At 72.1% G+C, this 24,899-nt stretch carries 22 protein-coding genes; 17 read left to right on the plus strand and 5 right to left on the minus strand.

Going from position 1 to position 24,899, the window contains the following annotated elements; genetic code table 11:
* Positions 1-86 precede the first annotated feature (86 nt).
* Together galK and galE are read right to left on the minus strand one after the other, a co-directional pair.
* Positions 87-1,268 carry a galactokinase gene (galK, locus tag O7600_RS22685; RefSeq protein WP_281590434.1) on the minus strand — a complete coding sequence of 394 codons (1,182 nt, stop codon included), beginning with the start codon at positions 1,266-1,268 and terminating at the stop codon, positions 87-89.
* Positions 1,265-2,248, minus strand: coding sequence for a UDP-glucose 4-epimerase GalE (galE, locus tag O7600_RS22690; protein ID WP_281590436.1), 984 nt, complete (start codon positions 2,246-2,248; stop codon positions 1,265-1,267). The genes galK and galE overlap by 4 nt, the downstream gene beginning before the upstream one ends.
* A 177-nt stretch (positions 2,249-2,425) precedes the next feature.
* Between galE and O7600_RS22695 the strand changes: the two genes are divergently transcribed.
* From O7600_RS22695 to O7600_RS22720, 6 genes are all read left to right on the plus strand, one after another.
* Positions 2,426-3,442, plus strand: coding sequence for a hemolysin family protein (locus O7600_RS22695; RefSeq protein WP_281590438.1), 1,017 nt, complete (start codon positions 2,426-2,428; stop codon positions 3,440-3,442).
* 33 nt (positions 3,443-3,475) lie between these two features.
* Positions 3,476-4,501, plus strand: coding sequence for a tryptophan--tRNA ligase (gene trpS, locus O7600_RS22700; protein WP_281590440.1), 1,026 nt, complete (start codon positions 3,476-3,478; stop codon positions 4,499-4,501).
* A 43-nt stretch (positions 4,502-4,544) separates the two neighbouring features.
* On the plus strand, positions 4,545-5,108 hold the full coding sequence (locus O7600_RS22705; RefSeq protein ID WP_281594240.1) for a 2'-5' RNA ligase family protein: 564 nt from the start codon (positions 4,545-4,547) through the stop codon (positions 5,106-5,108).
* 56 nt (positions 5,109-5,164) lie between these two features.
* Positions 5,165-6,106 carry a YhjD/YihY/BrkB family envelope integrity protein gene (locus tag O7600_RS22710; protein WP_281590442.1) on the plus strand — a complete coding sequence of 314 codons (942 nt, stop codon included), beginning with the start codon at positions 5,165-5,167 and terminating at the stop codon, positions 6,104-6,106.
* A complete protein-coding gene (locus O7600_RS22715; RefSeq protein WP_281590444.1) occupies positions 6,103-6,477 on the plus strand; it encodes a GntR family transcriptional regulator in 375 nt (124 codons plus the stop codon). Before O7600_RS22710 ends, O7600_RS22715 begins: the two co-directional genes overlap by 4 nt.
* A gap of 73 nt (positions 6,478-6,550) precedes the next feature.
* The gene (locus O7600_RS22720) at positions 6,551-6,994 is read left to right on the plus strand and encodes a hypothetical protein (protein WP_099162641.1); all 444 of its coding nucleotides are present in this window, start codon (positions 6,551-6,553) and stop codon (positions 6,992-6,994) included.
* A 150-nt stretch (positions 6,995-7,144) separates the two neighbouring features.
* Here O7600_RS22720 and O7600_RS22725 read toward each other — a convergent pair whose 3' ends face one another.
* Together O7600_RS22725 and O7600_RS22730 are read right to left on the minus strand one after the other, a co-directional pair.
* Complete coding sequence (locus tag O7600_RS22725) at positions 7,145-8,779, minus strand: glycoside hydrolase family 13 protein (RefSeq protein WP_281590447.1); 1,635 nt, start codon at positions 8,777-8,779, stop codon at positions 7,145-7,147.
* A gap of 290 nt (positions 8,780-9,069) precedes the next feature.
* Positions 9,070-10,140, minus strand: coding sequence for a LacI family DNA-binding transcriptional regulator (locus tag O7600_RS22730; RefSeq protein ID WP_281590449.1), 1,071 nt, complete (start codon positions 10,138-10,140; stop codon positions 9,070-9,072).
* A 197-nt stretch (positions 10,141-10,337) separates the two neighbouring features.
* On the opposite strand from O7600_RS22730, the gene O7600_RS22735 reads away from it, so the two are divergent.
* The 4 genes from O7600_RS22735 (at position 10,338) to O7600_RS22750 (ending at position 16,081) form a co-directional block, all read left to right on the plus strand.
* Complete coding sequence (locus tag O7600_RS22735) at positions 10,338-11,591, plus strand: maltose ABC transporter substrate-binding protein (RefSeq protein ID WP_281590451.1); 1,254 nt, start codon at positions 10,338-10,340, stop codon at positions 11,589-11,591.
* Complete coding sequence (locus tag O7600_RS22740) at positions 11,591-13,234, plus strand: ABC transporter permease subunit (protein ID WP_281590452.1); 1,644 nt, start codon at positions 11,591-11,593, stop codon at positions 13,232-13,234. The genes O7600_RS22735 and O7600_RS22740 overlap by 1 nt, the downstream gene beginning before the upstream one ends.
* Positions 13,231-14,130, plus strand: a complete 900-nt coding sequence (locus O7600_RS22745; protein WP_281590454.1) for a sugar ABC transporter permease — start codon at positions 13,231-13,233, stop codon at positions 14,128-14,130. The genes O7600_RS22740 and O7600_RS22745 overlap by 4 nt, the downstream gene beginning before the upstream one ends.
* A gap of 142 nt (positions 14,131-14,272) precedes the next feature.
* Positions 14,273-16,081, plus strand: coding sequence for a glycoside hydrolase family 13 protein (locus O7600_RS22750; protein WP_281590455.1), 1,809 nt, complete (start codon positions 14,273-14,275; stop codon positions 16,079-16,081).
* A 58-nt stretch (positions 16,082-16,139) separates the two neighbouring features.
* Here O7600_RS22750 and O7600_RS22755 read toward each other — a convergent pair whose 3' ends face one another.
* Entirely contained in the window at positions 16,140-16,727 is a 588-nt protein-coding gene (locus O7600_RS22755; RefSeq protein WP_281590456.1) for a TetR/AcrR family transcriptional regulator, read from the minus strand.
* A gap of 97 nt (positions 16,728-16,824) precedes the next feature.
* Between O7600_RS22755 and O7600_RS22760 the strand changes: the two genes are divergently transcribed.
* The 7 genes from O7600_RS22760 to O7600_RS22790 all read left to right on the plus strand — a co-directional run bounded on the left by O7600_RS22760 (position 16,825) and on the right by O7600_RS22790 (position 24,765).
* A complete protein-coding gene (locus tag O7600_RS22760) occupies positions 16,825-17,817 on the plus strand; it encodes a hypothetical protein (protein ID WP_281590458.1) in 993 nt (330 codons plus the stop codon).
* Positions 17,818-17,873: 56 nt separating this feature from the next.
* Positions 17,874-18,215 (plus strand): hypothetical protein, encoded by a 342-nt coding sequence (locus O7600_RS22765; RefSeq protein WP_098746061.1) that lies wholly within the window; start codon positions 17,874-17,876, stop codon positions 18,213-18,215.
* A gap of 277 nt (positions 18,216-18,492) precedes the next feature.
* The gene (locus tag O7600_RS22770) at positions 18,493-19,563 is read left to right on the plus strand and encodes a BMP family ABC transporter substrate-binding protein (RefSeq protein ID WP_281594241.1); all 1,071 of its coding nucleotides are present in this window, start codon (positions 18,493-18,495) and stop codon (positions 19,561-19,563) included.
* A gap of 264 nt (positions 19,564-19,827) precedes the next feature.
* A complete protein-coding gene (locus O7600_RS22775) occupies positions 19,828-21,321 on the plus strand; it encodes an ABC transporter ATP-binding protein (protein WP_348651386.1) in 1,494 nt (497 codons plus the stop codon).
* The gene (locus tag O7600_RS22780; protein WP_281590461.1) at positions 21,318-22,676 is read left to right on the plus strand and encodes an ABC transporter permease; all 1,359 of its coding nucleotides are present in this window, start codon (positions 21,318-21,320) and stop codon (positions 22,674-22,676) included. Before O7600_RS22775 ends, O7600_RS22780 begins: the two co-directional genes overlap by 4 nt.
* 2 nt (positions 22,677-22,678) lie before the next feature.
* On the plus strand, positions 22,679-23,959 hold the full coding sequence (locus tag O7600_RS22785; RefSeq protein ID WP_281590463.1) for an ABC transporter permease: 1,281 nt from the start codon (positions 22,679-22,681) through the stop codon (positions 23,957-23,959).
* 92 nt (positions 23,960-24,051) lie between these two features.
* Entirely contained in the window at positions 24,052-24,765 is a 714-nt protein-coding gene (locus tag O7600_RS22790; protein ID WP_281590465.1) for a cytidine deaminase, read from the plus strand.
* The last annotated feature ends 134 nt before the right edge of the window (positions 24,766-24,899 follow it).

A 24,899-nucleotide genomic window follows, 5' to 3' on the forward strand; every position in this document is an offset into this window, starting at 1 on the left:
TGCGTGCAAGGAAGGGCCCCTTATTAACAGTGAGTTGTTAATAAGGGGCCCTTCCTCTACCGCAGGCGTTAATAGGGGGCCCTTCCTTACAAGCGGGTCGCGCCGCCGGCGGGCTGGACGGTGAGCGTGCCCGGGGCGGCGAAGCCGCGCTCGGCGTACGCGGCGGCCACCGCGTCGGCCACCGTGTCGGCGGCGTCCGCGTCGAGCAGGGCGAGCACGCAGCCGCCGAACCCGCCGCCGGTCATCCGCGCGCCGTGGGCGCCGGCGGCGAGCGCCGCCTCGACCGCGGTGTCGACCTCCGGCACGGTGATCTCGAAGTCGTCGCGCATCGAGGCGTGCGACGCGGTCAGCAGCGGGCCGATCTCGCGGACCCGGCCGGCGCGCAGCAACGCGACCGTGTCGAGCACCCGCTGGTCCTCGGTGACCACGTGCCGGACCCGGCGGCGGGTCTCGTCGTCGTCGAGGCGGGCCAGCGCCGCGTCGAGGTCGGCGGTGGGTACGTCGCGCAGGGCGGCCACGCCGAGGGTTGCGGCGGCCCGCTCGCAGCTCTTGCGCCGGGCGGCGTACTCGCCGTCGGCGTGCCGGTGCGGGGCGCGACTGTCCACGACCAGCACGGCCAGCCCGGCCGCGGCCGGGTCGAACGGGATCTGCTCGACCTCCTCGGTGCGGCAGTCGAGGAAGAGCGCGTGCCCCTGGAGGCCCCGGATCACCGCGGACTGGTCCATGATCCCGGTGGGCGCGCCGACGTAGTCGTTCTCGGCCCGCTGGGCGAGCCGGGGCCGGCGCTCGGCGGGCAGGTCCAGCCCGCCGAGGTCGACCAGCGCGGCCAGCACGGCCGACTCGATCGCGGCCGACGAGGAGAGCCCGGAGCCGACCGGGACGTCGGAGGCGATGGCGAGGCGCGCGCCGGGGACGTCGAGGCCGGCGGCGCGGAGCGCCCACACCACCCCGGCCACGTAGGCGGCCCAGCCGTCGACCCGGCCGGGTTCGTCGGCCTCCGCGGCCCCGAACTCCACCGGCTCGTCGTCCAGTTCCGACCAGACCGTCCAGCGCCCGTCCGGGCCGGGCGCCGCGGCCACCACGGTACGCAGCGGCAGCGCGAAGGGCAGCACGAAGCCGTCGTTGTAGTCGGTGTGCTCGCCGATCAGGTTGACCCGCCCGGGAGCCGCCCAGCGGCCCGCCGGCTCGGTGCCGTACCGCTGCCGGAAGCCGGCGCCGGCGCGGTCGGCGACGTCGTCGCGGCCCTCGCCCACGACCGGGGTGCTCACGCCGGCCGACCGACGTGCTCGCGGTAGAACGCCCAGGCGTCGCCGACCATGTCGTGCAGCGTGGGCTTCGCCGGCGTCCACCCGAGTTCGTCGCGGGCCAGGGCGGACGACGCCACCAGCTCGGCGGGGTCGCCCTCGCGGCGCGGCGCCACCTCGACCGGCACCGGGTGGCCGGTGACCTCGCGGACCACGTCGACGACCTGCCGGTTGGTGAAGCCGTTGCCGTTGCCCAGGTTGTAGATCCGGTGCCGGCCCGGGGTGGCCGCGTCGAGGGCGAGCAGGTGGGCGCGGGCCAGGTCCTCGACGTGGATGTAGTCGCGCACGCAGGTGCCGTCGACGGTCGGGTAGTCGTCGCCGAAGAGTTGGAGCTTCTCCCGGCGGCCGGCGGCCACGTCGAGGGCGATCGGGATGAGGTGCGTCTCCGGTTCGTGCCGCTCACCGATGGCGAGCCCGTCGTGCAGGTAGGCCCCGGCGACGTTGAAGTAGCGCAGCGAGACGGCGCCCAGGTCGTGCGCGACCGCCTCGGAGGTCAGCGCCATGTCGACGGCCAGTTTCGTCGCGCCGTAGGTGCTGGTGGGGGCCTTGACGGCGGTCTCCGGGATGGGCAGCTCGGTGGGGTTGCCGTAGACGGCGGCGGTGGAGGAGAACACCATCCGGGGCACCCGGGCGGCGCGGACCGCGTCGATCAGGGCGAGTGAGCCGACGGTGTTGGTGTGCCAGTAGAGCTCCGGCTTGATCATCGACTCGCCGGCGGCGATCAGCGCGGCGAAGTGCAGCACGCCGTCGAACCCGGCGTCGGGGGTGAGCACCCGGGCGGCCTCGTGCACCGACAGCTCGACGTGGGTCGCCTCGGGGGCGAGCGCCTCGCGGTGGCCGGTGCGCAGGTCGTCCAGCACGGTCACCTGGTGGCCGTGGTCGAGCAGCATCCGGGTCACCACGCTGCCGATGTAGCCGGCGCCGCCGGTGACGAGCAGTTTCACGTGAGGTCCTCCTCTGCCTGGCCGCGTTGCGCGGCGGCCGTTCGTGATCACCCTACGGCCGGCGGCTGTGCCGCCGCTGCCGAGTGAGCCTCCCTCCATTCCATCACAATCCACCAGGATTGAACAGATCCGAACATCCGGGCGGGTGGACGGCGTCCGCTGTCTACCATCCTTGTCATGCGGGAGGCAGGTGGTCCCGGGCCTCGGCGGCGACCGCCGGGGCGGCCCCGGCGCGAACCCGGCCCGCTCGCCCGGACCGTGGCCCGCCTCGTGGTCCGCGCCGCCGACGGCGCCACCCGCCTGGTCACCGACCTGCTCGGGGCGAGCCCCACCGCCGGTCGCGAGCGGATCAGCGAGGCCGAGCTGCGCGACCTGGTCGCGGCGAACACGCTGCTCGACCCGGACGAGCGGCGGATCATCGACGAGGTGCTGGTGGCCGGCGCGCGGCTGGTCCGCGAGGTGATGGTGCCCCGCACCGAGGTGGTCTTCCTCGCCGCCGGCCTCCCCGTGGCCGAGGCGCGGCGGCTGGTCCGCGACGACCCGCACACCCGCTACCCCGTGGTCGACGGCACGCACGACGACGTGGTCGGCCTGGTGCACCTGCGCGACGTGCTGCTGCGCCCGGGCCCGGACGCCCGGGTCACCGTCGGCGAGCTGACCCGTGAGGTCAAGCGGCTGCCGGACAGCAAACGGGTGCTCGCGGCGCTGACCGAGATGCGCCGCGAGGGTCACCACCTGGCCGTGGTGGTCGACGAGTACGGCGGCACCGCCGGCATCGTGACCTGCGAGGACCTGGTGGAGGAGCTGGTCGGGGAGATCCACGACGAGGGCCACGGGCCGCCCGACGCCGAGCCCGCCGGCCTGCCCGCCGTGGTCGACGGTCGGCTCAACCTGACCGACTTCGCCGAGCGCACCGGGGTGCCGCTGCCCGCCGGCCCGTACGAGACGGTCGGCGGCTACGTGATGGCCGCGCTGGGCCGGTTGCCGGTGGCCGGCGACGAGGTGCCGGTCGCCGTCGACCCGGTCGACGGATCGGGACCGACCGATCCGGAGGGCTGGCTGCTGCGGGTGCTGGCGCTCGACGGCCGACGGGTGTCCCGCCTGGTGGTCTCCACGGCGCTGCTGCCCGAGCCCCGGCGCGAGGTCAGCGGCCCGTTGTCGTCCGTACCCGCCCGACCCGCCGGCCCGTCATGACGGACGCCGGGGCTTGCTGACAGAATTGCCGCCATGTCCGACGTACCCGCCCGGCCGCGCGTCTTCTCCGGCATCCAGCCGACCGCCGACTCGTTCCACCTCGGCAACTATCTGGGCGCGCTGCGGCACTGGGTGGCCCTGCAGGAGAGCCACGACGCGTTCTACTGCGTGGTGGACCTGCACGCGATCACCGCCGGGCACGACCCGAAGGTGCTCAAGCACCGCAGCCGGCTGGCCGCCGCGCAGCTCTTCGCGCTGGGCCTCGACCCGGACCGCAGCACCCTGTTCGTCCAGTCGCAGGTGCCCGAGCACCCGCAGCTGGCCTGGGTGCTCGGCTGCATCACCGGCTTCGGCGAGGCCGGCCGGATGACCCAGTTCAAGGACAAGTCGCAGAAGCAGGGCAGCGAGCGGGCCAGCGTCGGCCTGTTCACCTACCCCATCCTGCAGGCCGCCGACATCCTGCTCTACCAGGCGAACGCGGTGCCGGTCGGCGAGGACCAGCGGCAGCACCTGGAGCTCTCCCGCGACCTGGCCCAGCGGTTCAACTCGCTGTTCGGGCCGACCTTCACGATGCCCGCCCCGCACATCGTCAAGGACACCGCGAAGATCACCGACCTGCAGGACCCGACGGCCAAGATGTCGAAGTCGTCCTCCTCGCCGGCCGGGATCATCGACCTCCTGGAGGACCCGGCCCGCTCGGCCAAGAAGATCCGCTCGGCGGTCACCGACACCGGCCGCGAGATCGTCTTCGACGTCGAGGGCAAGCCGGGCATCTCCAACCTGCTCACCATCTACTCCGCGCTCTCCGGCCGCGGCATCGACGACCTGGTCGCCGCGTACGACGGCAAGGGCTACGGCGACCTGAAGAAGGACCTCGCCGAGGTGGTGCGGGAGTTCGTCACGCCGATCCAGGCGCGCACCAACGGCTACCTGGACGACCCGGCCCAGCTCGACAAGCTGCTCGCCCGGGGCGCGGAGAAGGCCCGGGCGGTCGCGGCCGAGACGCTGCGCACCGCGTACGAGCGGGTCGGCTTCTTCCCGCCGGTGCGGTTCGAGTAGCGGCCCGGGCGGGGCGGGAGTGACGCAGTCGGTGGCCGGAGGGATGGCGCGCAACGTGGCGGGCGGTGACGCGGCGCCGGACGGCGGCGACACGATCCAGATCGGGATCGCGGTCGACGTCCCCGAACCGTGGGGCGGGCAGCTCACCCGCCGCCGGATCTCCGCCGGCGACCCGCAGGCGGTGCCCGCGCACGTCACCCTTCTCGGGCCCACCGAGATCCCGGTACGCGCGCTGCCGGCCGTCGAGGAGCACCTGGCCCGGGTGGCCGCCACGCACCTGCCGTTCACCCTGCACCTGCGCGGCACCGGCACGTTCCGCCCGGTCACCCAGGTGGTGTTCGTGGCGGTGGCGGCCGGGATCAGCGAGTGCGAGCTGCTCGCCGCCGCCATCAACTCCGCACCCGAACTACGCCGGGAGACGCGCTTCCCCTACCACCCGCACGTGACGGTGGCCCAGGACGTGCCGCCCGAGGTGCTCGACAAGGCGTACGAGGACCTGGCCGACTTCTCCGCGCTGTTCGAGGTGGACGCGTTCACGCTCTTCTCCCACAGCGGCGCGACCCGGTGGCAGCCCCGCCGCGACTTCCGGCTCGGCGGCCCGCGCTGAACACCCGGCCGGCCGGGCCGCCTCCACCGGGAGCGGGGATCGGCGAGGATGACGGGGTGAACGTCTTCGGCCGGATCGAGACGGCCATCGGGCGCCGTATCGACGCGGCTCGTGGTCGCTCGTCGGTCTTCGACCACCTCTGGCTGGCCGGGACGCTCTACGCCGATTTGATGGCCGGCCGGCTCGCCGCCGCCATCGCCTACTACGGGTTCTTCGCCGTGTTCGCGCTCGCGCTGGTCGCGTACTGGATCTTCGGCGCGGTGCTGCGGGACAACGAGGAAGTCAGCCGCGCGGCGGCCGACTTCCTGCGGGAGAACCTGCCCTTCCTTGACCCGGCCCAGATCTCCGAGAGCAGCAACACCGTCGGCGTGGTCGGCCTGGTCATCCTGGTCTTCACCGGCATCGGCTGGGTGGAGGCGATCCGTTCCTCGCAGCGCCTGATGTACGGCTTCAACCAGCAGCCCGGCAACCTGGTGGTGCGCCGGCTGGTCGACCTGGGCGTGCTGGTCGCGGTCTTCGTGCTGCTCTTCGTCTCGGTCGCCGCCGTCGACGCGCTGGAGTCGCTGCTGCGGTTCCTGCTGCGCAGCACCGGCTCGGTGGGCCTGACCACGGTCAGCGCGGTGCTCAGCGTGCTGGTCAACGCCGTGCTCGCCGCCGCGCTGCTGCTCGCCGTGCCCCGCCTGCGGATGAGCCGGCGCCGGCTGCGCCCGGCGGTGCTGACCGTCGCGGTCGGGATCACGCTGCTCAACACCGTGGGGCGCTACTACGTCGTCCGCACCGAACGGAACCCGGCGTACACGGTGGTGGCGACCGCCGTGGGGCTGCTGCTCTACCTCTACCTGCTCAACCAACTGGTGCTCTTCGGCGCCGCGCTCGCCGCCACCAGCCGCTACGGCCGGGTGGTCGACATGGCCGAGGGCGGGGCGCGGGAGGTGGACGTGGAGGCCGACGTGCTCGACGAGGAGACCGACCCGGGCACCCCCGGAGGCGGCGGATGAGCGCCCGGATCCGGATCGACGCCGGGTCGGCCACCCCTCCGTACGAGCAGGTGCGCGCGCAGCTCGCGGCGATGGTGGGGGACGGGCGGCTGGCGGTGGGCACCCGGCTGCCCGCGGTCCGGCAGCTCGCCGCGGACCTGGGGCTGGCGGTGAACACCGTGGCCCGGGCCTACCGGGAGCTGGAGGCCGCCGGGCTGGTCGAGACCCGGGGCCGGCACGGCACCGTGGCGGCCCCGGGGCGGGACGACGCCACCGACCGGCTGCACCGCGCCGCCGCGGACTATGCCGCCGAGGCGCGTCGCCTGGGTGTCCCGCCGGAGCGGGCGCTCGCGCTGGTCCGTGCGGCGCTGGACGCCGGTACGCGTGGCTGAGAGCGGTCGCCTGAGCGGGGAGAGTCGGGGGATTGCGCTCCCGGGCCGTGCGGGCAACGACCATGATGGGCCGGTGGGCGCACTCGTGACACTGGACCTGCCGGACGACTCCCCGATGCTGGGCCTGCCGTGGATCATCACGTTCGCCCCGCTCGGCCCAGAGGACGAGTGGGAGCCGGTGGTCTGCGGACCGTACGAGCGGCCGCACGCGCTCGCGCTGGCCGAGGCCGTGGTGGCCGAGGAGCAGCTGATGGCGGTGGTGGAGCCGCTGCTGCCGGCGCTGACGCCGGAGGAGATCCGGGGCGAGATCGCCGCCGCGCAGATCGCCGCCGCGGACGAGGCGGCCCAGGCCGACCAGGCGGATCTCTACGGTGACTTCGAGGACGTCATCGACGAGGAGCTGGAACTGGCCGCCGAGCGCCGGCCGGAGCCAGAGCCGGCGAACCCGCCGGACCGCGACGAGGTGCGCGCCGGGTTCGCCCGGATCGCCGCGCTGCTCACCGCCAAGGGCGGCTGACGGCGCGGGTCCCCGATGGACACCGGCCCCCCGGGAGCGGACTCCCGAGGGGCCGGTACCACCTCACCCCCCACCACAAGGGGTCGGCAGCCCAGCCGCCCGTCGGCGCGGAGCACAACGGACGACCAGGTCGTTGGCGGGTTACCCGGCTCAGCGCCGTTCGAACCACGCAGCTGCGTCCACCGGCAGGACGTGCCCGTCGCCCTGCTCGGTGAGATCGGCGCTGGCGACGAGCGGCCGGCCGAAGCCGGTCACCGTCACGTCGGCGCCGCTGATGTTGACCACGCAGGTCAGCTCGGTGTCCCCGGCGGCGCGGCGGAACGCCAGCACGCCGGGCTCGGTCTCCAGCCAGGTGATGCCACCGAGGCCGGCCAGCGCCGGGTGCTCACCGCGGATCCGCAGCGCGGCCCGGTAGAGCTCCAGCGTCGAGGAGGGCGTGCCGGTCTGGGCGGCCACCGAGAGGGACCGCCAGGTCGCCGGCGCCGGCAGCCAGCTCAGCTCGCTGCCGTCCGGCCCGAAGCCGTACGGGGCCAGCTCGCCGCTCCACGGGATCGGCACCCGGCAGCCGTCGCGGCTCTCCCCGGTGCGCCGGAACGCCGGGTCCTGGCGCAGCTCGTCGGGGAGGTCCAGCACCTCCGGCAGGCCCAGCTCCTCGCCCTGGTAGACGTAGGCGCAGCCGGGCAGCGCGAACATCAGCAGCGCGGCGGCCCGGGCGCGGCGCAGGCCGACCTCGCCGTCGCCGTAGCGGGTGACGTGGCGCTGCCGGTCGTGGTTGGAGAGCACCCACGTGGTGGGCGCGCCGACGATCGTCGACTCGGCGAGCGCGGTGTCGATCACCTTGCGGAACGAGTCGGCCGACCAGGTGGCGTCGAGGAAGTCGAAGCTGAACGCCTGGTGCAGCTCGTCCGGGCCGATGTAGCGGGCCAGCCGCTGCGGGGTCTCGGCCCAGGCCTCGGCGACCGCCATCCGACCGCCCGGGTAGCTGTCCAGGATGGGCCGCCAGGCGCGGTAGATGTCGTGCACCTCGTCCTGGTCGAAGTAGGGCAGCCGGCCCTTGCCGAGCAGCTCCGACTGGCGCTGGCCGGTGGTCATCGAGTTGAAGCCGACGTCCGGCAGGCCCTCGGCCTTGATCATCCCGTGCGCCACGTCGATCCGGAAGCCGTCCACGCCGCGGTCCAGCCAGAAGCGCAGGACGTCCTCGAACTCGGCCCGCACCTCGGGGTGGCGCCAGTTCAGGTCGGGCTGGGCCGGGTCGAACAGGTGCAGGTACCACTGGCCGTCGACCACCCGGGTCCACGCCGGGCCGCCGAAGATGCTCTCCCAGTCGTTCGGGGGCAGCTCACCCTGCTCGCCCTTGCCGTCGGCGAACAGGTAGCGCTCGCGCTCCGGCGAGCCCGGACCGGCGGCGAGCGCCGAGGTGAACCACGGGTGCGCGCTGGAGGTGTGGTTGGGCACCAGGTCGACGATGATCCGCAGGCCCAGGGCGTGCGCGTCGGTGATCATCTCGTCGAAGTCGGTCAGGTTGCCGAAGAGCGGATCCACGTCCCGGTAGTCGGACACGTCGTAACCGGCGTCGACCTGCGGCGAGGTGTAGAAGGGGGTCAGCCAGAGCGCGTCCACGCCGAGGTCCCGCAGGTAGGGCAGGCGCTGCCGGATGCCCTGGAGGTCACCGACACCGTCGGAGTTCGCGTCGGCGAAGCTGCGGACGTAGACCTGGTAGACGACCGCGGACCGCCACCAGTCGTCGTCGGCGGCCAGCGGCGTGGGGGTGGGGGCGGAGGTCATCGGATGTCGATTCCCGTTCTGTGGTGGCGCAGGGTGTCTGAGCAGGATGCCGCGCCGGCTCTGCAAGAGTCAAGCATTCCTTGCGCAAGAAATGACACCGATCACCTCCCCGCCAGGAGGATCACGCTTCCGCCCCCGTCCCGCATCCCGAGACACCCACCCGCCCCCCGCGCTCCCGTCCGCCCGCGCGATCTTGCAGTTGCTGCCTCCGACGCGCGGCCTTCACCCCTTTTGTCGGGGCCGGAACTGCAAGATCGACGGGTGGAGGGGGAGGGAGGGGCGGGGAGGGGTCAGGCGGGGACGGCCAGGGAGGTGGGGGCGGGGCGCTGGCGCTTGGGGGAGGTCGCGGGGCGGGTGACCGCGGTGGAGCCGCGTACCACCAGCTCGGGGCGGAACAGGTACTCGGAGTTGGGGGAGGGGTGGCCGTTGATCTCGTCGACCAGCGCCCGGACCGCCGCGACCGCCATGGCGGCGACCGGCTGGCGCACGGTGGTCAGCGGCGGGTCGGTGAACGCCATCAGCGGGGAGTCGTCGTACCCGACCACGGAGATGTCCTCGGGCACGGACAGCCCGCGCTGGCGGGCCGCCCTGATCGCGCCGAGCGCCATCAGGTCGGAGCCGCAGACCAGTCCGGTGGCGCCGCGCTCGATGAGCCGGCCGGCGGCGGCCTCGCCGCCCTCCACGCCGAACAGGGACAGCTCGGTCAGCTCGGTCAGGTCCTCGTCGGAGATGTCGGTGAGGCGCCCCATCGCCGCCTTGTAGCCGGCGACCTTGCGCTGCACCGGGACGAACCGGTCCGGGCCGGTGATCAGGCCGATCCGCCGGTGCCCGAGCGCCACCAGGTGGGCGACGGCGAGTTCGGCGGACTCCCGGTCGTCGCAGGAGACGAAGGGCGCGGGGATGCCCGGGGCGTAGCCGTTGATCATGACGATCGGCAGCGGCCGGGCGAGCAGCGTGCGGTAGCGGTCGTGGTCGGCCGCGGTGTCGGCGTGCAGGCCGGAGACGAAGACGATGCCGGAGACCTGCCGGTCCAGCAGCATCTCGACGTACTCGTCCTCGCGGACGCCGCCGGGGGTCTGGGTGCAGAGCACCGGCGTGTAGCCGGTCGGGGCGAGGGCGGACTCGATGATCTGGGCGAACGCCGGGAAGATCGGGTTGTCCAGCTCGGGCACGACCAGGCCGACCAGCCCGGCGCTGCGCTTGCGCAGCCGGGCGGGGCGCTCGTAGCCGAGCACGTCGAGGGCGGTGAGGACGGCCTGCCGGGTCTCGGGGGCTACTCCGGGGCGGTCGTTGAGCACCCGCGACACCGTGGCCTCGCTGACTTCGGCCTGTTGGGCGATGTCGGACAGTCGAGCGCGCATGGCGGCACTTTAGCTCAACGGCAAAGTCTTGCGTACACTTCTGCAAGCCCTTCCATTCTCTGCAACCTCTTGCTAACGTCCCCGCAACATGCGAGAGCAGCGGCGCAGCACCCCCGCGCCGGTCAGCAAGAACTTTCAGAGGTTTCCACTGGTGGTCGCCCTTCCCCCGGCGGGCCACCATGACGACAGGAGTACCGATGCGCATCCGTACCGCGGGTGTGGTCGCCGTCCTCGGCCTGGCGCTCGCCGCGTCCGGCTGTGGTGACAGCGGCAGCGACAAGCCGGCCGCCGAGAAGTCCGCCGACAAGGCGACCGGCGGCAAGCTGGTCATCTGGGCCGACGACAAGCGCACCGCCGCCCTCAAGCCCTTCGCCGAGGAGTTCGGCAAGGAGAACGGCGTGACCGTCGAGGTCCAGGCCGTCTCCAAGGACCTGCAGACCAACTTCGTCACCGCCTCGCAGCAGGGCAGCGGCCCGGACGTCGTGGTCGGCGCGCACGACTGGATCGGCAACCTGGTCCAGAACGGCGCCATCGACCCGGTGCAGCTGCCGGCCGAGCAGAAGAGCGGCTTCAACGAGACCGCCATCAAGGCCGTCACGTTCAACGGCCAGCTCTACGGCGTGCCCTACGCCACCGAGAACGTGGCGCTGATCCGCAACACCGAGCTGGCCCCCGAGGCGCCGAAGACGATCGAGGACCTGGTCGCCACCGGCAAGAAGCTCAAGGCCGACAAGAAGGCCAGCGAGATCCTCTGCCTCCAGTCCGGCCAGAACGGTGACGCGTACCACATCTACCCGCTGTACACCTCGGGTGGCGGTTACCTCTTCGGCACCGCCGCGAACGGCGACTACGACCCGACGGACCTGGGCGTGGGCAAGCCGGAGTCGATCGCGGCCTTCCAGAAGATCGCGAAGCTCGGTGAGAAGGGCGACGGCGCGCTCAAGCGTTCCATCACCGGCGAGAACTCCATCGCCACCTTCACCGGCAAGAAGTGCGCCTACCTGGTCTCCGGCCCGTGGGCCATCGCGGACGCCAAGAAGGCCGGCATCAAGTACGACATCTCCCCGGTCCCCGGCTTCGCCGGTGGCAAGGAGGCCCAGCCGTTCGTGGGCGTCCAGGCGTTCTACGTGGCCGCCAAGGGCAAGAACAAGGCCCTGGCCCAGGAGTTCGTCACCAACTACGTGACCAAGCCCGAGCTGGCCGTCGCGCTGTACAAGGCCGAGCCGCGCCCGCCGGCGCTGACCGCCGCCTTCGACCAGGTCAAGGGTGAGGACCCGGACCTGGCCAAGTTCTCCGAGGCCGGCAAGAACGGCCAGGTGCTCCCGGCGATCCCGGCCATGGCCGCGATCTGGGACCCGTTCGGCAAGGCGGAGGCCGCCATCATCGGTGGCGCCGACCCGGCCAAGACGATCACGGCCGCTGGCAAGACCATCCAGGGTCAGATCAAGTAATGAGCGCGCCGCTGTCCGGCCCGGGGTCCGCCACGCGGACCCCGGGCCGGGAGCCCGCCCGCCCCGGGCTCCCGCGCACGTCCCGTACCGCGCGGAACCACGCGCCGATCACCGCGACCGGCCTCGTCGTCAAGGTGGTCCTGCTCGGCCTGGTGGCCGGGATCGCGATCTGGGCGGCGTTCCCGCTCATCGAGGCCGGACACTGGATCGGGCTGGGTGTCCTGGCGGTCACCACCGCCGGCCTGTTCTACCTCTACCTGAGCCGCCGGCACATCCCGGCCAAGTACCTGGTCCCCGGCACGCTCTTCCTCATCGCCTTCCAGGTCTTCCCGGTGCTCTACACCGCCAGCACCGCGTTCACGAACTTCGGCGACGGCCACCGCGGCAGCAAGGACGACGCGATCGTCGCCATCCAGACCTCCTCGGTGAAGCAGGTCCCCGGGTCGACCGAGTACAACCTCAGCATCGCCACCAAGGGCGACCCGGCCACCGGTTCCCTGGTCTTCCTGCTCAGCGACCCGAAGACCAAGGAGGTCTTCGCCGGGGACGCGGGCGGGCTGCGCAAGCTCGACGCCGCCGACGTCACGGTCAGCAGCCTCAGCGGCAAGGTCACCGCCGCCGACGGCTACACCGTGCTGAACATCGGCCAGGCCAGCGGCCGCAGCGACGCCGTCACCGCGCTGATCGTCCCCACCGACGACGGCGCCATCCGCTCCAACGGCCTCACCCGGGCCTACGAGGGCAAGGCGGCCCGGGCGTACGACGCCGGCTGCGACTGCGTCAAGGACAGCGAGACCGGCAAGACGTGGAGCGCCGACGAGAAGGTCGGCTCCTTCGTCGCCGCCGACGGCGAACGGCTCACCCAGGGCTGGAAGGTGAACGTCGGGCTGAAGAACTTCAGCGCGGTGCTCACCGACCCGAACATCTCCAAGCCGTTCTTCGGCACCCTGGCCTGGAACTTCGCGTTCGCGATCGGCTCCACCGGCTTCACCTTCCTGCTCGGCATGGCCATCGCGCTCGCGCTGCACTCACCCCGGATGAAGGGCACGAACTTCTACCGGGTGCTGCTGATCCTCCCGTACGCGATGCCGTCGTTCGCGATGCTGCTGGTCTGGCGGGACATGTTCAACACCGACTTCGGCCTGGTGAACAACCTGTTCGGGCTGGACGTCGACTGGTTCGGCGGATCCTGGTCGGCCCGGATCGCGGTGCTGCTGGTGCAGCTCTGGCTCGGCTACCCGTACATGTTCCTGGTGGCCACCGGCGCGTTGCAGGCCATCCCGCGGGAGCTGACCGAGGCCACCTCGGTCGACGGGGCGACGCCCTGGCAGTCGTTCCGGGCGGTCACCCTGCCGCTGCTGCTGGTGGCGCTCTCGCCGCTGCTGATCGCGTCGTTCGCGTACAACTTCAACAACGTCAACGCGATCCTGTTCACCACCGAGGGCGGGCCGTTCGCGCCGGACAACCCGCGTAACGGCGCCACCGACCTGCTGATCACCTACACCTACCGATTGGCGTTCGGCGCGCAGGGCGCCGAGTTCGGCCTGGCCGCCACCGTGTCGATCTTCATCTTCGCGATCGTGGCGACGGTGTCGGCGATCAGCTTCCGGCGCACCCGCAAGCAGGAGGAGGTGTACTCGTGACCAGCATCGCGGAAGCCCCGGTGGCCAACCGCAACGCGGCCGGCCGGGCGCGCAGCCGGTGGTTCGCCCAGGTGGGCTGGCGGCACCTGGTCGGGGTGCTGGCGGTCGTGTTCAGCCTCTTCCCGATCCTGTTCGTGATCTCGGCGGCGCTCAACCCGCTCGGCACGCTCTCCTCCACCGAGCTGCTGCCGACCGGGGCGTCGCTGGAGAACTTCACCAACCTGTTCGACCGCACCGCGTTCGCCCACTGGTTCCTCAACTCGCTGCTGCTGGCGGGCGTGGCCAGCTTCGCGTCGATCTTCCTGTCGGCGCTGGCCGCGTACGCGTTCTCCCGGATGCGGTTCGCCGGGCGCCGGGTCGGCCTGCTCACGCTGCTGCTGATCCAGATGTTCCCGCAGTTCCTCGCCATCGTGGCGATCTTCCTGATCTTCACGACGGTCACCGACCTGTACCCGGCGATCGGCTTCAACACCCCGTGGGGCCTGTTCCTGCTCTACATGGGTGGGGCGCTGGGGGCGAACACCTGGCTGATGAAGGGCTTCTTCGACACGCTGCCGAAGGAGCTGGACGAGTCGGCGACCATGGACGGCGCCTCGCACGTGCAGGTCTTCTTCCGGATCATGCTGCCGCTGGTGGCGCCGATCCTGGCGGTGACCGGCCTGCTCGCGTTCATCGGGTCGATCAACGAGTTCATCATCGCCAACGTGTTCCTCACCAACACCGAGTCGAAGACCCTCGCGGTCGGCATGTACGGCCTGGTGGCGGGCGAACGCAACAACAACTTCGGGATCTTCGCGGCGGGCACGCTGCTCACCGCGATCCCGACGGTGCTGGTGTTCCAACTGCTCCAGCGCTACATCGTCTCCGGCCTCACCTCCGGAGCCGTCAAGGGCTGAGCCTCCTCGGCTCACGCTGCGGCAAGGGCGTCGTGTCGGCGTACACCGGAGCGGTTCTCGGGCGGACCGCCGCGGTCGGGTGAAACCGACCGCGGCGGGTGCCCGCCCCACTCCCTGTCGGTACGACGCGAAAGGCGCCACCATGTCCCTGCGACCGCACCACGACGGATCCGCCACCTACGTCCCGGAGCAGGAGCCCGCGCTCGGGCAGACCGTTCCCGTCTTCGTCCGGGTGCCGGCCGGCGCCGGCGTCCGCCAGGTGCACCTGCGCACCACCGGCGACGGCGAGCCGCACTTCGCCGAGGCGGTGGTCGACCGCACCGCCGACGGTGACGTGTGGTGGCGGGCCGACGTCGAGGTCCGCAACCCGGTCAGCAACTACCGCTTCCTGCTCGACGGCGACCACGGTGCCCATTGGCTGAACGCGGCCGGCACGGCCGCCCACGACGTGCCGGACCACGGCGACTTCAAGCTGGTCAGCTACGCGCCGCCGCCGGCCTGGGCCCGGGACGCGGTGATCTACCAGATCTTCCCGGACCGGTTCGCCCGCTCGGCCGCCGCCGACACCCGGACCGCGCCGGACTGGGCCATCGCATGCGGCTGGGACACTCCGGTGATCGGCCGTGGCCCGGAGACGCCCCGCCAGTTCTACGGCGGCGACCTCGACGGGATCACCGAGCGTCTGGACCACCTGGACCGGCTCGGGGTCAACACGGTCTACCTCACCCCGGTCTTCCCGGCCCGATCCAACCACCGGTACGACGCGTCCAGCTTCGACACCGTGGACCCGCTGCTCGGCGGCGACGCCGCGCTGGCCCGGCTCGCGGACGCGGTGCACGCCCGGGGCTGGCGGCTGCTCGGCGACATCACCAGCAACCACACCGGCGACGCCCACGACTGGTTCACCGCCGCCGTCTCCGACGTGCGCGCGCCGGAACGCGAGCTGTACTACTTCGACCTGCCCGGACAGGACTACGAGTCCTGGAACGGGGTCAAGTCGCTGCCGAAGCTCAACTGGGGCAGCGCGGAGCTGCGCCGTCGGTTCGCCACCGCCGAGGACTCGCTGCTGCGCCGCTGGCTGCGCCCGCCGTACGGGCTGGACGGCTGGCGGGTGGACGTGGCGAACATGACCGGCCGGCGGGGCGCCGACGCCTACACCCACGAGGTGGCGCGGCTGCTGCGTGAGGTGGTCGCCGAGACCCGGCCGGACGCGTTGCTGCTCGCTGAGCACGGCCACGACCACACCGGTGACCTGGACCGGGACGGCTGGCACGGGACGATGAACTACGTCGGCTTCACCGACCCGGTCTGGTCCTGGCTGCGCGCGGGCGACGACCCGGTGCCGAACTTCCTCGGCACCCCGGGCGGGGTACGGCGGCGGGACGCGGACGCGGTCCTGGCGACCATGGACACCTACCGGTCGCTGGTGTCGTGGCGGTCGTACACCCACTCGTGGCAGCTGCTCGGCTCGCACGACTCGGCCCGGATCCGCACCGTGGTCGGTGACGCGGCCCGGCAGGAGGTGGCCGCCGGCCTGCTCGCCACCATGCCCGGCACGCCCGTGGTGTTCGCCGGGGACGAGCTGGGGCTGACCGGCACCAACGGCGAGGGCTCACGGACCCCGATGCCGTGGCACCGGCCGGAGAGCTGGGACCGGCGCACGTTCGACGCGTACCGGTCGTTGCTGGCGCTGCGCCGCGACGAGCCGGCGCTGCGGCACGGCGGCCTGCGCTGGGTGCACGCGGACGCGGACACGCTGGTGTTCCTGCGCGAGGCGCCGACCGGCACGGTGCTGGCCCTGGCCCGCCGCGCCCCCGGCGCCCCGGTCCACCTGACCGGCCTGCCGGCCGGCGAGAACCTCTACGGCGGCGCGCCGGCGCTGCGCCCGTCCGCCGACGGCACGGTGACGCTGCCGGCGGACGGCCCCACCTTCCAGCTCTGGCGCCTGTGACGAAAGGAGGGGCCCCCTGTTAACGCGTTCTGCATAACAAGGGGCCCCTCCTCACACCTCAGCGCAGGAGGGTGCGGGCGCCGTTCAGGTAGGTCTCGCGGTCGGGGGAACCGGTGAGGATGCGCTGGGTGAAGTAGCCGGGGACCAGGCCGAAGAGGGCCGCGCCGACCGCCTCCGGATCCGCGTCGGGGGGCAGCTCGCCGGCATCGCGCGCCCGCGTGGCGGCGGTGACGAAGTGGGCCCGCAGTCGGGTGTAGGTGGCCGCGACGAACTCCGCCAGCACCGGGTCCCGCTGCGCCTCGCTCCACACCTGCAACGCCAGCGGCAGTACCCCGTCCGGGCCGAGCTGGGTGTCGACGAAGGCCAGGGCCCGCTCCAGCACCCCGGTCAGCGGCAGCGGCGGATCGACGGTGGACAGGTCGGCGAAGGTCGCGTCCGCGGTGCCGATCACCGCCTGGGCGATGGCGGTGATCAGGTCGTTCTTGCTCGGGAAGTAGCGGTAGACGGCCCCGACCGAGAGCCCCGCCTCCTTGATCACGTCCTGCATCGAGGTGTGGTGGAAGCCGTCGCGCACGAAGCAGCGCCGGGCCGCGTCGAGGATCTGCTGGCGGCGGGCGGCGAGGTGCTGCTCGGAGACTCGTGGCACGCCCCACATCCTAAAACGAATGTTCGTTCTTGACGAAGGCCGCGCGGAGGTGCACGCTCGGTTCAAGAGAACGAACATTCGTTTTAGGGAGACGCCGATGCTCCGGTCCCGCTCGCCCTGGACCCTCGCCGCGCTGCTGGTCGGCCTGACGGTGGTCGCGCAGGCGCTGCTCGTACCCCTGTTCGCGGCACCGGCCGCGCACCTCGCGCCGCGCGACCTGCCGGTCGCGGTGGCCGGGCCGCCGCCGGCCACCGCGGAGCTGGCCGCCCGGCTCGCCGCCGCCCGGCCCGGCGGCTTCGCGGTCACCACGCTGCCGGACGCGGCGGCCGCCGACCGGGCGCTGCGGGACCGCGAGGTGTACGCCGCGTTCGTCGCCGGCCCGGACGGAGTCGCCCTGCACACCGCGCCGGCCGCCAGCCCCACCGTGGCTGCCCTGCTCACCGAGGCCGCCGGCCAGCTCTCCGGCGGCCGCCCGGTGCCGGTGACGCCCGTCGTGCCGGCCGACCCGGACGACCCGCGCGGCGCCGGGTTCGCCGCCGGCTTCCTGCCGCTGGCGCTCACCGGCATGCTGGCCGGCGCGCTACTCACGCTGCTCGTCGCCGGTCGCGTCGCGCGGTTCGCCGGCCTGATCGGGTACGCGGTGGTCGCCGGCGGCGCCGGCGTCGCGGTGCTGCACGGCTGGCTCGGTCTCGTCGACGGCGACCCGTGGCGGGAGGCCGGCGCGATCGGGCTGTTCTCGCTCGCCGCCGCCGGCACGGTGGCCGGGCTGGGCGCGCTGCTCGGCCGCGCCGGGATCGGGCTCGGCGCGCTGCTGGTCTTCCTGGTCGGCAACCCGCTCTCGGCGGTCGCCGCCGCGCCCGAGCTGCTGCCGCAGCCGTGGGGGACCGTCGGCCAGTTCCTGCCGGTCGGCGCCGGCGGCACGCTGCTGCGGTCGGCGGCCTTCTTCGACGGCGCGGGGGCCGCTCGGTCGCTGGCCGTGCTGGCCGGATACGCGCTGGTCGGGCTGGCGCTCGTGCTGGTCGGCCGACGGTCCGGCGCGCTCGGCGAGACGCCGGTGTCGCGCCCGGCCCGAGCCGAGGTCACGGTATGACGGCACCTCGGCGGGCCCCTACTACAAAGCGTCGTTGATGGGGGAGGATGGCCGGCGTGGAAGCTCTTCGTCTGATCCTTCTCTACGTCCATCTGATCGGCTTCGCGCTGCTGCTCGGCGGCGGGATCGCCCAGTACGTCACCGGTCGACTGCGGATCAACGCCGCGATGCTGTGGGGGGCGGTGATCCAGATCCTGACCGGTCTCGGACTGTCCGCCCCGCTGCGCGACGGGGACGAGCCCGCCCCGGCGAAGCTTGTTACCAAGTTGGTGCTCGCGCTGCTCATCTTCGTCATGGTCTTCTTCTCCCGTAAGCGGGAGTCCGTGAACCGTGGGCACTTCCTTGCGATCATCGGGTTGACGCTGCTCAACGCGGCGGTCGCGGTCTTCTGGCGGTAGTTCGCCGGGAGGTCGGGGAGACGCCGGAAACGGACGTTCGCGACACCGCCCATCAGGTCTGTCGGCACGAGAAGTGATCTGCCCCACCCAAGGGTTACACCGGGGTAACGGACGCTCAACAGTCGTGCACGATTGTCGGCCGGTGGGTGGGCGCGGGCGTACGCTCCCGTCCGTAACGTGGGACGCCGGCGGCACACCGCAGGCCGGCGCAAGGGCTGCGCACCGCGCACGACGCGGTGGGCAATGGGAAGGAGACGTCTTGCGCTCTGTGCGTGGGATGCGGATCGCCTCCGCCGTCGTGGCGGGTGGCCTCGTGCTGGGCGCCGCCGCGTGTGGTGAGGCTCCCGACGACGACAACAACGCCGGCGGCACCGGTGGCAAGAAGTACAGCGCCTGCATGGTGACCGACGTCGGTGGCATCGACGACAAGTCCTTCAACACCTCGGCCTGGAAGGGCCTCCAGGAGGCGCAGAAGGAAAACGGCGACATCGACATCAAGAACGTCCAGTCGAAGGCCGAGGCGGACTACGAGGTCAACCTCAAGGGCTTCGTCAACCAGAAGTGCGACTTCATCCTGGCCGTCGGTGGCCTGATGTCGGACGCCACCAAGGCGGCGGCGCAGGCGAACCCGAACCAGCAGTTCGCGATCGTGGACGCTGACCCGGGCGTGGACAACATCTACCCGATGCAGTTCGACACCGCGCAGGCCGCCTTCCAGGCCGGCTACCTCGCCGCCGGGATGAGCAAGACCGGCAAGGTGGGCACCTACGGCGGTCTGCCGATCCCGCCGGTCACCATCTTCATGGACGGCTTCGCCGACGGCGTGGCGTACTACAACAAGGCCAAGAGCAAGAACGTCCAGGTGCTGGGCTGGGACAAGGCCACCCAGAAGGGCTCCTTCACCAACGACTTCGTCAAGCAGGACGAGGGCAAGAAGGTGTCCGATGCGCTGGTCGCCCAGGGCGCCGACATCGTCATGCCGGTCGCCGGCGGCGCCGGCCTCGGCACCACCGCCGCGGCCAAGGCCTCGGGCGGCAAGTACTCGGTCGTCTGGGTGGACGTCGACGGCTGCGAGAGCACCCCGGACTGCTCGGCGATCCTCACCACGGTCGTCAAGAACATCCCGGAGGCCGTCAAGGAGGCCGTGCTGAAGGCCGCCGGCGGCGAGAAGCTGCAGGCCAAGCCGGGCTTCGTGGGCACGCTGGCCAACACCGGCGTCTCGATCGCGCCGTACCACGAGTTCGACAGCAAGGTCCCGGCGGACCTGAAGGCCGAGGTCGACAAGATCAAGGCGGACATCTCCGCCGGCACCATCACGGTCACCTCGAAGGCCCAGCCGACCAAGTGACCGCTCCGCCGGTCGCCGCGGTGAGATCATCGACGGCGGGGGCCGGCGGGCACCAGCACTGACGATCCGGCCGTCCCGGCGCACGGGGTCCGTACCCCGCGCCTCGGGGCGGCCGGTCACCTTGATCCCCCACACCCCCACCCGGCGCGGTGGCGGCGCGGCAGTGGCTACGCTGCACCATCGCTCGCACTCCAGGAGGTTGCGCTGAGACTCGAACTGCGCGGCATCACCAAACGGTTCGGTGAGCTGGTCGCCAACGACCACATCGACCTCACGGTGGAGCCTGGAGAGATCCACGCCCTGCTCGGCGAGAACGGCGCCGGCAAGTCGACCCTGATGAACGTGCTCTACGGGCTCTACCAGCCCGACGAGGGCGAGATCCTGGTCGACGGCAAGCCGCTGAAGCTGAAGGGCCCGTCGGACGCGATCGCCGCCGGTATCGGCATGGTGCACCAGCACTTCATGCTGGTGCCGGTCTTCACCGTGGCCGAGAACGTCATGCTCGGCGCCGAGCAGGTCCGGGGGCCGTTCGCCGGCATCCTCGACCGCCGGCGCGCCCGGCGCGAGGTCGCCGAGGTCTCCGAGCGCTACAACCTCCGGGTCGACCCGGACGCGGTGATCGAGGACCTGCCGGTCGGTATCCAGCAGCGGGTGGAGATCGTCAAGGCGCTCACCCGTGACGTCGACCTGCTGATCCTCGACGAGCCCACGGCCGTGCTCACCCCGCAGGAGACCGAGGAGCTGCTCACGGTCATGCGGTCGCTCAAGGCCGCCGGCAAGTCGATCGTGTTCATCACGCACAAGCTGGGCGAGGTGAAGGCCATCGCCGACCGGATCACCGTGATCCGGCGCGGGAAGACCGTGGGCACCGCCGAGCCGAGCGCCAGCCGGGACGAGCTGGCCGCGCTGATGGTGGGCCGCAGCGTCCGGCTGACCGTGGACAAGAAGCCCGCCGAGCCCGGCAAGCCGATCCTGGAGATCGCCGGCCTGGTCGTCGACGACGACCGCCAGGTACGCGCCGTCGACGGCATCGACCTGACCGTGCGCGCCGGCGAGGTGCTCGGCGTCGCCGGTGTGCAGGGCAACGGCCAGACCGAGCTGATCGAGGCGATCATGGGGCTTCGTCCCGCGCTCGCCGGCACGATCAGCCTCGACGGCGAGAGCGTGAACGGCTGGTCGACCAAGAAGGTGCTCCGCGCCGGCGTCGGCTACGTGCCGGAGGACCGCAGCGTCGACGGCCTGGTCAAGGAGTTCTCCGTCGCGGAGAACCTGGTGCTGGACATCTACGACCGGCCGCCGTTCGGCAGGGGCCTGTCGCTGAAGCCGAACGCGATCGCGGAGTCGGCGAAGGAGCGGATCGAGCAGTTCGACATCCGCACCTCCTCGGCCGACGCGGCCGTCGGCACGCTCTCCGGCGGCAACCAGCAGAAGGTGATCGTGGCCCGGGAGCTGTCCCGGCCGCTGAAGCTCTTCATCGCCGCGCAGCCCACCCGGGGCGTGGACGTCGGCTCGATCGAGTTCATCCACAGCCGGGTCATCCACGAGCGGGACGCCGGCACCGCGGTCATGGTGGTCTCCAGCGAGCTGGACGAGGTGATCGGCCTGGCCGACCGGATCGCGGTCATGTACCGCGGGCGGATCATCGGCGTCGTCGGCCCGGACACCCCGCGCGAGGAGATCGGCCTGCTGATGGCCGGCATCACGCCCGACACCGCCACCCCGACCGCTGACAGCCCTGCCAACGAGGACGAGGCATGACGAACCCGAATCCGGTCTCGGGCTCCCCGGACAAGGAGCCGGCGACCGAGGCGCAGGAGGCGCGCAGCGAGGCCCGGGCGACGCCCACCGCGCCGGCCGGCGACACCGAACGCCAGGTGCCCGCCACCGCGCCGAAGCAGCCGCCGGCCGGCGAGCCCCGGCCCACCCTGGGCAAGCTCTTCCTGGACAACCTCTGGGCGGCGAACACGGTCACCGTGACCGTGCTCGCGGTGGTGCTGGCCATGCTGGTCGGCGCGGTGCTGATCATCGTCTCCGACCCGGAGGTGCTGGCCACCTACAGCTACATCACCGCCCGCCCGGCGGACGCGTTGAACGCCAGTTGGACCGTGGTCAGCGAGGCGTACGCGAACCTGTTCAAGGGCGCGATCTTCGACCCGGACGCGGTCGGTTTCACCGCCGTCATGGGCCCGATCTCGGAGACGCTGACCTACACCGCGCCGCTGGTCTTCACCGGCCTGTCGGTGGCGCTGGCGTTCCGTGGCGGCCTGTTCAACATCGGCGCCCAGGGCCAGGCCACCATCGGCGTGATCCTGGCCGCCGTCGCCGGCTTCGCGCTGCCGCTGCCGCCCGGCGTGCACCTGCTGGTGGCGCTGATCGCCGGTGCGCTCGGCGGTGCGCTCTGGGGCTTCATCCCGGGCATCCTCAAGGCCCGCACCGGCGCCCACGAGGTGATCAACACGATCATGCTCAACTACGTGGCGATCTACTTCCTGTCCTGGATCATCATCCAGGGCGGGGTGCAGAACCCCGGCCGCGCCGACGCGATCAGCAAGCCGGTCGACTCCTCCGCGCAACTGCCCCGGCTGCTCGGTGACGACCTGCGGGTGCACGCCGGCATCCTGCTCGCGGTGCTGGTCACCTGGTTCGTCGCCTGGCTGCTCAACCGCTCCACGCTCGGCTTCGAGCTGCGCGCGGTGGGCGAGAACCCGGACGCGGCCCGGACCGCCGGCATCAGCGTGACCAAGACGTACGTGCTGGTGATGGCGACCGCGGGTCTGCTGGCCGGCCTCGGCGGCTCGAACATGGTGCTCGGCTCCACCGCCGACGCGCTGACCCCGCTGGTGATCGCGCAGATCGGCTTCGACGGCATCCTGGTCGCCCTGCTCGGCCGGGTGAAGCCGTGGGGTGTGCTGCTGGCCGCGCTGCTGTTCGGCGCGCTCCAGGCCGGCGGCAACCGGATGCAGTCCTACTCCGGGATCTCGCTGGAGCTGGTCACCGTGCTCCAGGCACTCATCGTCATCTTCATCGCCGCGCCCGCGCTGGTGAAGGCGATCTTCCAGCTCCGGGCGGCCCGCGCCGCCCGGCTGCAGACGAGCCTCGCGAAGGGCTGGTGAGCATGTCCACCACCGCTGTCCCCGAGGTCGCCGTCACCGCGGTCGACGAGGGCTTCTGGACGCGTACCCGCAAGGCCGGGGCCGTCCTGCTGGCGCTGGGTGTGCTCGCGGCCGTGCTGTTCGGCGCGCTCGCCACCGACGAGCACGCCCGCTTCACGCTCAGCGAGACCCAGGGCGGCGCCGCCCTGGAGATCAACGGCACGATCGGCGCGATCCTGTTCGGCCTCATCGCCACCGCGGCCGGGGCCGCGTTGCTGGCCGGCGTACCCAAGCGCTGGTTCACGCTGCTGCTCGGCGCCGGGCTGGTCGCCTTCGTGCTGAGCTTCCTCTGCTGGCAGGTCTCCGCCGCCCCCGAGGGCCGCAACTTCATGCCGCTGGTGAACATCGTCCGGGGCACGTTCATCCTGGCGTTGCCGCTGATCTTCGGCGCGCTGGCCGGCGTGCTCTGCGAGCGCTCCGGCGTGGTCAACGTGGCGATCGAGGGCCAGTTGCTGATGGGCGCCTTCTCCGGTGCGCTGTTCGGCAGTATCTCCGGCAGCGTCTGGGTCGGCCTGGTGGCCGCCGCGATCGGTGGCGCGTTCATCTCGCTGCTGCTCGCCGTGTTCGCCATCCGCTACCTGGTCGACCAGGTGGTCATGGGCATCGTGCTCAACCTGCTGGCGGTCGGCGTCACCGGCTTCCTCTACGAGCGGCTGATGCAGACCGACGCGGCGAAGTACAACAGCGCGCCGCGGTTCAGCAACTGGGAGATCCCGCTGCTGTCCGACATCCCGCTGCTCGGTCCGGCGCTGTTCCGGGGCAACATCTTCCTCTACCTCGGCCTGCTGCTGGTGCTGGTCATCCACCTGGCCCTGTTCCGGACCCGGTGGGGCCTGCGGACCCGGTCGGTGGGCGAGCACCCGACCGCCGCCGACACGGTGGGCGTGCGGGTGCTGCGGTTGCGCTACCGCAACGTGATCATGGCTGGGATGGTGGCCGGCATCGGTGGGGCGTCGTACACCCTGGCCCTCTACTCGTTCACCAAGAACATGATCGGCGGCAAGGGCTTCATCGCCCTGGCCGCGCTCATCTTCGGCCGGTGGAGCCCGACGGGCGCACTGCTCGCGGCGCTGTTCTTCGGTTTCGCCGACCAGCTCGCCACCTATCTGGGCGCGATCGGCAGCAGCATCCCGAGCCAGTTCCTGGCGATGCTGCCCTACCTGGCGACGATCCTGGCGGTGGCCGGGCTGGTCGGCAAGGTGCGGGCGCCGGCCGCCGACGGCAAGCCGTACATCAAGGGCTGAGCCCTCCGCGACGCGACGTGCCCGGCGGGGCGACCCGCCGGGCACCGTCGTCTCCGGCCGCGCCGGTGACCGATCGGCGTGGATTGGGCAGAATGGGAGTCGTGATGGAGATCGACTGGGATCGGCTGCGGGCCGCCGCCACCGAGGTGATGCGGCACGCCTACGTGCCCTACTCGAAGTTCCCCGTCGGGGCCGCCGCCCTGGTCGACGACGGCCGGGTCGTGGTCGGCTGCAACGTGGAGAACGCCGGCTACGGCGTGACGCTCTGCGCCGAGTGCGGCGTCGTCTCCTCGCTGCACGCCACCGGCGGCGGCCGGATCGTGGCGCTGTCCTGCGTCGACGCCACGGGTGAGCCGCTGATGCCGTGCGGCCGGTGCCGGCAGCTGCTCTGGGAACAAGGCGGGCCGGAGTGCCTGATCGAGGCGAAGAGCGGGCCGCTGCGGATGGCGGAGCTGCTCCCGCACGCCTTCGACGTGGCCGACATCGAGGCGGTGACCGGCGAACACCCGGTGCCGGTGGTGCCGGACCGGCTGGCCGCCTGGCGCGGCCGGGGGACGGTGTTCGTGCACCCCGACCTGTCCGGCGGGCAGCAGGTCTGGACGACCTACTGGGAGCGGTCGGCCGGGGACGCCGAGGGCGCCGAGACCGGCGTGCTGGAGGAGGGCCCGACCTGGGAGGACCCGACCGGGGCCATCGAGTGGGGGCTGGCGCGGACGCCGCGCGTGGTCGTGGTGGACGCGTCGGGCACGATCTTCTGGGCCGGTGAGGGTGAGCCTCCTACGGAGATTCCGGTCCGCTGGGGTTGAGGTTGGGGCCTGGGCCGACCGCGCCCGGCTCCGGGCGGTCAGGCTTGATCCCTCCGCCGGGCACGGTCGGCCCAGGCCCGACGTGGTCATCGTTCGCGGGTGAGTGCGACCATGCGCGATTACTGATTGGATCT

Origin of the sequence: Micromonospora sp. WMMA1998, from assembly GCF_027497375.1 — a bacterium.
Lineage (GTDB): Bacteria > Actinomycetota > Actinomycetes > Mycobacteriales > Micromonosporaceae > Micromonospora > Micromonospora sediminicola.